Here is a 7,837-nt window from a genome sequence, read left to right as displayed (position 1 = left end):
CGCTCGACTTGCATGTGTTAAGCACGCCGCCAGCGTTCGTCCTGAGCCAGGATCAAACTCTCCAACAAAAACTTGTCGAACAGCATAACCTGGCAACAAAAGTGTTGCCAAAGGAATCCCAACCAGCAACCATCCCAAAGAACGGCCACCAGTACGGGGTATAAAACAATTGGCACTGGCTTTACAAGCACCCTGTTGAGTTCTCAAAGAACAACCACACACCAACCAGAAGCACCGCCACCAGCGGAACCCCCAGCCGGGGCATTTCGTTCAACCACCCGCCGCTCTCGCGCCGGGCACTTTTACTACGTTACCTCACCGTCTCTGCCGTGTCAAACCGTGTGTCCCGGTCTGTCAGGCTTCGTACGGGTTGGCACCGCTGAGCACGCGCAGCAGTCACCTGCTGCGATGATCATCGGATTTGGCAGGCCGGCCGCTGCGGTTTCCCGCAAGCTCGCCCGGTGCCCTGCCGGTCGACAACCTTACCCGGTCGGTTCCGCTCCGCCAAATCCGCCCTGCGGCGTTTCGGCGGGCCTCGCCCGGACCGCGTCCTCGCAAGGCCGAAAGCCTCGGTCGGACCCGGTGCCAGCCCTGTTCGGTGCTCCCGGGCTTTCGTCCCGTTTGCCCCGTTCCGCGCTGGCAGAGAGAAAGTTACGCGTCTGCGGGTTTGAACGTCAAATCGAGGGGTAGCGGCGCGCGTCACACCCGTCCACAAGCGCCCGCGATCAAGGAGTTCGCGTCACGAACGGCGTCCCCAGCGGACACAAACTCCTTGATCACCGGGGCGAGCGCGGGGCGGAGGGCGAGGAGGGAGACGGGCGGCGGGCGGCCCGGTAGGCGCGGATGCCCAGGACTCCCACAGTCGTGCCGATGGCCAGGGAGGCGGCGATCAGCAGGGCGTGCACCCACAGGAAGCCGGTCGGGCTGCCCTCGCCGACGACGCCGGCCGACCAGGCGCGCTCGTCGTTCCAGATGGCGACCGCGAACCTCGGCCAGATCGCCCACGTCCAGACGCCGACGGCGACCAGGAACAGCGACCAACCACGTGACAGGACCATGGTCGGCCAGTATGCCAGCGCGCCGTCCGCCCAGGTCAGGCCAGCGGTGGGCGCAGCAGGCGTTTCCGTTCCCGCCGCCGGGGCACTGTTCTGTCGAGCCGATTCGACGGAGGTGCCACCGATGCAGCCGTTCAACCCGTGGACCTGGCGGGATCCGTCCGCCCTGGCCGGAGGGTACGACCAGACCCGGCCCGGAGACGTGCCGGTACAGCGCGCCGGCGAGGCGGACGACGGCCTGGACGCCCCCGGCCCGGGTACGCCGATCGACCTCACCGGCTACCGGGTCGAGGCGACGGACGGGCGGATCGGCTCCATCGACGAGGCGAACGAGGATGCGGACGCGCGGTACCTGGTGGTGGACACCGGTCCGTGGATCTTCGGCAAGAAGGTGCTGCTGCCGGCCGGCACGGTGGCGCAGGTCGACCACCTGGACCGCGTCGTGCACGTGGACCGCACCCGGGAGCAGGTGAAGGAGTCGCCGGCGTTCGACAGGGACCACTTCGCCCACCCCGAGTACCGGGATCGGGTCGGCAGCTACTACACGGAGAGCTATCGACAGCAGTAAGCGCGGCAGGAGGCAGCGGAGCAGGCCGGTGAGCGGTTACCGTGTCAGTCATGGTCCGGCCGCGCAGCTGCCTCCCGGAGACCCGCAGCGGTCTCCCGGGCCACGCTGTCGACGGCCGGGAGCAGATCCTCGACGTACTCCGTGCCGGCGGACTCCGTTTCCGCGCCGGCGGGCGATGGCGGCGCTCGTTCTGACGAGCCCGCTCCACCGACCTGGGTGACACCCGGGTCGCGTCTCCCCGCCAGCGAACGGCACGAAAGGCGTACGACCATGTCCTCTGCACGCATGCTCACCGGTGACCGCCCGACCGGGCGGCTGCACCTCGGCCACTACGTGGGCAGCATCGCCAACCGGGTGCGGCTGCACCAGCGCTACGAGAGCTTCTTCATCATCGCCGACCTGCACATGCTCACCACCCGCAACAGCCGCGCGGACATCGAGCAGGTCGCCCACAACGCCCGCGAGATGGTCACCGACATCCTCGCCGCCGGGGTGGAGCCGGAACGGGCGACGTTCTACCTCCAGTCCGCGATCCCCGAGGTCGGCGACCTGAACACGCTGTTCCAGAACCTCATCACTGTGCCCCGGCTGGAACGGGTGCCGTCGTTGAAGGAGATGACCCGGGACGCCGGCAAGGACGAGATGCCGTACGGCCTGCTCGGCTACCCGGTGCTCCAGGCCGCCGACATCCTCTGCGTCAAGGGCCAGGTCGTGCCGGTCGGAAAGGACAACGCCGCGCACGTCGAGGTGACCCGGGAGATCGCCCGCCGGTTCAACCACCTCTACGGCGAGGTCTTCCCGGTGCCCGACATGCTCATGTCGGAGACGCCCACGCTGGTCGGGACGGACGGCGCCGGGAAGATGAGCAAGAGCAAGGGGAACGCGATCGCGCTCTCCGACGACGCGGCGACGGTGCGCCGCAAGGTGATGGGGATGTACACCGACCCGAATCGGGTCCGCGCCGACGTGCCCGGCACCGTCGAGGGGAACCCGGTCTTCGAGTACCACGACATCTTCAATCCGGACCGGGAGCAGGTGGCCGACCTCAAGGCCCGCTACCGGGCCGGCCGGGTCGGTGACGTGGAGGTCAAGGAGGCGCTGGCGACGGCGCTCAACCGGTTCCTGGACCCGATCCGGGAGCGCCGGGTCCGCTTCGAGGCGCAGCCCGGCCTGGTCGACGAGCTGATCGTCACCGGCACCGAGCGGACCCGCGAGCAGGTGCGCCGCACGCTCGTCGAGGTCCGCCGGGCGATGGGCCTGAGCAGCGCGTACACCCAGGTGCGGCGCCGGGCCGAGCGCTACCGCAAGGCCGTCGCCACCTCGGCCTGACCACGAGCCGGTCCGGGGTACGCGCTTGCGCCGACCCCGGACCGGCCGGTTACGCTGCCGACGTGGCCAGCTCGCACGCGTACCCGATGACGTCCTCCGACGTCCGGCTCGGCGCGCTGCGACGCCGGCGGTCCCGCGACCGCCTGCGCTGAGCCTTCCCCTCCTGCGACCGGCGGATCGAGCCGCCGGTCGTCATCGATCGTCCTCGCTCCGCCGTCGCGTTCCCGTCAGGTGATCCGCGGCGGATCCACAGCGAGATCGGCGTACTCATGGATCTTGAAAGGTTGCTCACCGACCGGCTGGCGCCGGCGTTCGCGGCGGTGGCCGGCGTGCCGGTGGACCCGGCCGTGCGGCGCTCGCAGCACGCGGACTTCCAGTCCGACGCGGCGTTGGGCCTGGCCCGGCGGCTCGGCCGGCCGCCGCGGGAGATCGCCGCGGAGGTACGGGAGCGCGCCGCGCTGGCCGACGTCTGCGCGGCGGTCGAGGTGTCCGGCCCGGGTTTCCTGAACCTGACGGTGGCCGGGCACGCGCTCGGCGGGCTGGTGTCCGCGCTGGCCGCCGACCCGCGGCTCGGCGTGCCAGTGGTGGCCGAGCCGGAGACGGTGGTGGTCGACTACTCGGGGCCGAACGTGGCGAAGGAGATGCACGTCGGGCACCTGCGGTCGACTGTGATCGGGGACGCGGCGGCGCGGACGCTGGAGTGGCTCGGGCACCGGGTGCTGCGCGCCAACCACCTCGGTGACTGGGGCACACCGTTCGGCATGCTGATCGAGCACCTGCTCGACCTGGGCGAGGCCGGTGCGGCGCAGGAGCTGTCAATGGGTGACCTGGACGGGTTCTACAAGGCGGCGCGGGCGAAGTTCGACGACGACGAGGCGTTCCGGGAGCGGTCGCGGCAGCGGGTGGTGGCGTTGCAGGGCGGTGACCCGGCGACGCTGCGGCTGTGGCGGTTGCTGGTGACGCAGTCGGAGGGCTACTTCCTGACCGTGTACGACCTGCTCGACGTGACCCTGACCGGCGACGACTTCCGGGGCGAGAGCAGCTACCACGACCAGCTCGCGCCGACTGTCGAGGAGCTGGACCGGCTCGGGCTGCTGCGGCGCAGCGACGGCGCGGACTGCGTGTTCCCGCCCGGATCGGTGGGCCGTGACGGCGAGCCGTTGCCGCTGATCGTGCGCAAGTCCGACGGCGGGTACGGCTACCCGGCCACGGATCTGGCCGCGCTGCGGCACCGGACCGGCGCGCTCGGCGCGACCCGGCTGCTCTACGTGGTCGGGCTTCCGCAGCGGCGGCACTTCGAGATGGTGTTCGCGGTCGCCGCGCAGGCCGGCTGGCTCACCGCACCGGCGCGGGCCGAGCACGTCGGGTTCGGCTCGATCCTCGGCCCGGACGGGCGGATGCTGCGCAGCCGGGCCGGCGGGTCGGTGAAGCTGGCCGGGCTGCTCACCGAGGCGGTCCAGCGGGCCACCGCGCTGGCCCGGGAGCGCAATCCGGAGCTGGGCGAGTCGGAGGCCGCCGAGGTGGGGCGCGCGGTGGGCGTCGGCGCGATCAAGTACGCCGACCTGTCCGGGGACCGGCACAAGGACTACGTGCTGGACTGGGAGCGGATGCTGTCGCTGGACGGGAACACCGCGCCGTACCTCCAGTACGCGTACTCCCGGGTCCGGTCGATCTTCCGGCGGGCCGGCGCGGCGGCGCGGCCGGACGCGGAGGTCTCGCTCGCCGAGCCGGCCGAGCGGGCGCTCGCCATGGAGCTGGTCGGCTTCGCCGCGGTGGTCGAGGAGGTGGCGGGCGGGTTGGAGTTCCACCGGCTGACCGCCTACCTGCACCGGCTGGCGGTCGCGTTCAGCGCGTTCTACGAGCGCTGCCCGGTGCTGCGGGCCGGGGGGCCGGTGCGGGAGAGCCGGCTCGTGTTGTGCGACCTGACCGGGCGGGTGCTGCGGCAGGGCCTGGACCTGCTCGGCATCCGTACCCCGGAACGGCTGTGAGGCCGAGGGGTCACCGGCAATCCATGCAGCGGCTAGCGTGACGCATCGATCGAACGCAAGGGAGGCGACCATGGCGGATCGGCGCGCGGTACTCGCACCGGGACAGGGCTACGACACCCGGGGACCGCTCTTCGTCTACATCGGGGAGGCGCTGCGCCGGCTCGGTTTCGAGGTGCACGAGGTGACCTGGCGGTCGCTGGGCGAGCTGCGGCTCGACAGCGCGCCGGAGTGGGTCGCCGAGCAGCTGGATCGGGTTCTCGACGCCGGGGTGGATCTGCTCGTGGGCAAGTCGCTCGGCAGTTTCGCCGCGCCGCTCGCCGCCGACCGGGGCATCCCGGCGGTGTGGCTGACGCCGCTGCTGACCGACCCCGCGGTACGGGAGCCGCTGGGCCGGGCCACCGCACCGTTCCTGCTGGCCGGCGGCACCGGCGACCGGTTCTGGGACGGTGCGGTGGCGCGCCGGCTGACCCCGTACGTGGTGGAGGTCGCCGACGCCGACCACTCGATGATGGTGCCCGGGCCGCTGGCGGCCTCGGCCGAGGCGCTCGGGCGGGTCTGCACGGCGGTGGAGGAGTTCGCCGCCGGCCGCTGACGGGTCAGCGGCGACTCCGCCGCGTCCACACCACCGCCACCACTGCCGCGATGAGCGGCAGCAGGCAGCAGAGCGTCAGGACGAACAGGTGCCACGGCTTGATCGCTCCCATGGGGCGAACGATAGGCGTCGCTGTCCACAGCCGCTACGCGGAGGCTCGGGCGGCCTTGCCGTCCAGCCACAGCGTGTCGCTGTCGTCGCGGTGGGAGCCGGTGGAGCCGACGTGCTTGGCGCTGATCCTCGGCCCGTTCTTGATCACGTGGATCAGAGCCATCGCGTGTCCCCGGCCGAGGCCGTACTCGTCCTTCAGCCAGGCCACGATCACGCCCGCCTTGACGTCGGCCGCGTCGTAGCCGCGCTCCTTGGCCTCGTCGACCAGGACGCGCGGGGTCTTGCCGGTCTTGTCCTCGATCGCGTCGATGTACGCCTGGAAGGACATCTGCCCAACCCTTCGCTCGGGAGGTGGTGACGACCTCCACACTCCCGGGCGGGACGGTGCCGATCAACGACTGACCGGGCCACCGTCGTTGCCTCCAGGGCAACGATCGCCGTCGGGCGAGAGGCCGGAGAGCCCGGCCCGCGTGGTCACGGGGCCGGGCTCTCCGGATCTCGGGGTACGCGCTCAGCGCTGGAGGGTGAGTAGTCCGGGTCGGTAGGGCAGGAGGCCGTAGTCGCCGCCGGAGTTGGGGGAGCGGCCTTGGTAGAGCAGCTGGAGGTTGCAGGGGTCGACGGTGAAGGTCTGGTCGGCGGTGGTGCGGATGAGTTCGCCGTGGCTGATGTCGTTGGTCCAGGTGGCGCCGCTGTTGGCCTTGCCGGCGAACGGGTTGGACTCGGTGGCCGCCTGCGGCGTCCAGGATCCGTTGAGGCTGGTGGCGGTGAAGGAGCGGAAGTAGCGACCCTGGGAGCCGATCGCCTCGACGATCATCAGGTAGCGGGTCTGGCCCTGGAGTTTGTAGACCTGTACGGCTTCGAACAGGTTGTTCGTCGAGTCCGACATGATGGTGGTGTAGGTGGAGCCGAAGCTGCCGGGGAAGTTGCCCAGGGGCATGCTGGAGCGGTAGATCTTGCCGTTGTCACCGGCGAAGAACAGGTACATGTTCTGGTCGTCGGCGATCAGGGTCTGGTCGATCGGGCCGGTGCCGGAACCGGAGATGCTGCCGGTGAACAGCGGCTGCGCCGACGACCACCCGTTCGGGTTCGTCGGGTCGTTCGAGGTGCGGTAGGAGAACGCGGTCGGTCCCCACTGGTAGGCCAGCACCCAGATGTTGCGCGGCGCGAAGTAGAACAGGGTGGGCGCCACAGTCCCCGACGACATCGCGTTCTGGCTGGCCGAGGCCATCTGCGACCAGTTCGAGAACAGACCGAAGTTCATCGACCCCCACGACGAGCCGGTGTCGTGCGTCGTCGCGTACACCAGATGCTGCCCGTTGTACGGCACCACAGTGAAGTCCTTCAACGACACCCAGCCCGAGCGCGGCTGCGCCAACGCGCCCGTCGAGGACCACCGGTACGACGACGGCAGGTTGCACGTGCCACCCGGAGGCGGCGTCGTCGGAGGCGGCGTGGTGGGGTTGCCGCCGCCACCGTCCACCCGTACGAGCTGCCACTGCTGGTTGGCGCCGTTCCAGTCGTCGTACTGCACGGTGTTTCCGCCGTCGGCGGTCGAGGCGCCCTGCACCTCCACCACCTTGTTGCTGTGGCGGCTGATCAGCCGGACGTAGCCGCTGTCGGAGTCGGCCAGCCGGAACTGCTGGTTGGTCCCGTTGAGGTCGGACCACTGCACGATGCTGCCGCCGTTTGCTGTCGACCAGTTGTAGACGTCGAGCACCTTGCCGGACAGCCGGGACTTCAGCCGGTAGTAGCCGCCGCCGGAGTCGACGAACTGCCACTGCTGCTGGTTGCCGTTGTTGCGCGACCACTGCACGATCCGCGCGCCGTCGTTGGTGGCCAGGTTGTAGACGTCGAGCGCCTTGCCGCTGTTGCGGTTCACAAGGACGTACCAGGCGTTCGTGTCGACGCTCGCGGCGGCGGCGGGCGCGGACACGACCGCCACGGCGCCGGCGCCGACGAGTACCGCGGCCGCACCCGTCGCGACGACGCGCGGCAGCCATCCGCGCCGTCGTGGCGGCGACACAGTCGATGGGGACCTACCGAAAGCGAACATGTTCCTCCTTCAGATCAGACACGTTGTGAGCGCTAACAATTCGTCGAAGCGCACTGATCCCACACCCGGCCTGCCACGTGGCCATCCGCGCCCGCCCGGTGAGCCGCCGAAGGCGCCGCCCTGCGCCATCGACTGTGAGCG

At 70.3% G+C, this 7,837-nt stretch carries 7 protein-coding genes and 1 rRNA gene; 4 read left to right on the top strand and 4 right to left on the bottom strand.

The window, feature by feature from the left end; all coding sequences use genetic code 11:
* Nucleotides 1-68 (bottom strand): 16S ribosomal RNA (locus tag ABD52_RS19640); the annotation flags it as partial.
* A gap of 708 nt (nt 69-776) precedes the next feature.
* Complete coding sequence (locus tag ABD52_RS19635) at nt 777-1,058, bottom strand: SCO4848 family membrane protein (RefSeq protein ID WP_047892758.1); 282 nt, start codon at nt 1,056-1,058, stop codon at nt 777-779.
* A gap of 121 nt (nt 1,059-1,179) precedes the next feature.
* Here ABD52_RS19635 and ABD52_RS19630 point away from each other — a divergent pair, with 121 nt between their 5' ends.
* The 4 genes from ABD52_RS19630 to ABD52_RS19615 all read left to right on the top strand — a co-directional run bounded on the left by ABD52_RS19630 (nt 1,180) and on the right by ABD52_RS19615 (nt 5,532).
* On the top strand, nt 1,180-1,623 hold the full coding sequence (locus ABD52_RS19630) for a PRC-barrel domain-containing protein (protein ID WP_047892757.1): 444 nt from the start codon (nt 1,180-1,182) through the stop codon (nt 1,621-1,623).
* 270 nt (nt 1,624-1,893) lie between these two features.
* Nucleotides 1,894-2,952, top strand: a complete 1,059-nt coding sequence (trpS, locus tag ABD52_RS19625) for a tryptophan--tRNA ligase (RefSeq protein WP_047892756.1) — start codon at nt 1,894-1,896, stop codon at nt 2,950-2,952.
* 269 nt (nt 2,953-3,221) lie between these two features.
* A complete protein-coding gene (gene argS / locus ABD52_RS19620) occupies nt 3,222-4,940 on the top strand; it encodes an arginine--tRNA ligase (protein ID WP_047892755.1) in 1,719 nt (572 codons plus the stop codon).
* A gap of 70 nt (nt 4,941-5,010) precedes the next feature.
* Nucleotides 5,011-5,532 carry an alpha/beta hydrolase gene (locus ABD52_RS19615; protein ID WP_047892754.1) on the top strand — a complete coding sequence of 174 codons (522 nt, stop codon included), beginning with the start codon at nt 5,011-5,013 and terminating at the stop codon, nt 5,530-5,532.
* Nucleotides 5,533-5,677: 145 nt separating this feature from the next.
* On the opposite strand, the gene ABD52_RS19610 is transcribed toward ABD52_RS19615, so the two are convergent.
* Nucleotides 5,678-5,971 carry a DUF4287 domain-containing protein gene (locus ABD52_RS19610; RefSeq protein ID WP_047892753.1) on the bottom strand — a complete coding sequence of 98 codons (294 nt, stop codon included), beginning with the start codon at nt 5,969-5,971 and terminating at the stop codon, nt 5,678-5,680.
* Nucleotides 5,972-6,154: 183 nt separating this feature from the next.
* Nucleotides 6,155-7,696, bottom strand: a complete 1,542-nt coding sequence (locus ABD52_RS19605) for a non-reducing end alpha-L-arabinofuranosidase family hydrolase (protein ID WP_047892752.1) — start codon at nt 7,694-7,696, stop codon at nt 6,155-6,157.
* Nucleotides 7,697-7,837 lie beyond the last annotated feature (141 nt).

The organism is Micromonospora sp. RV43, from assembly GCF_001029515.1.
GTDB classification, from domain to species: Bacteria; Actinomycetota; Actinomycetes; order Mycobacteriales; family Micromonosporaceae; genus Micromonospora; species Micromonospora aurantiaca.
The sequence above is the reverse complement of the archived record's forward strand: the minus strand, read 5'-3'. Positions and strand labels throughout refer to the sequence as shown.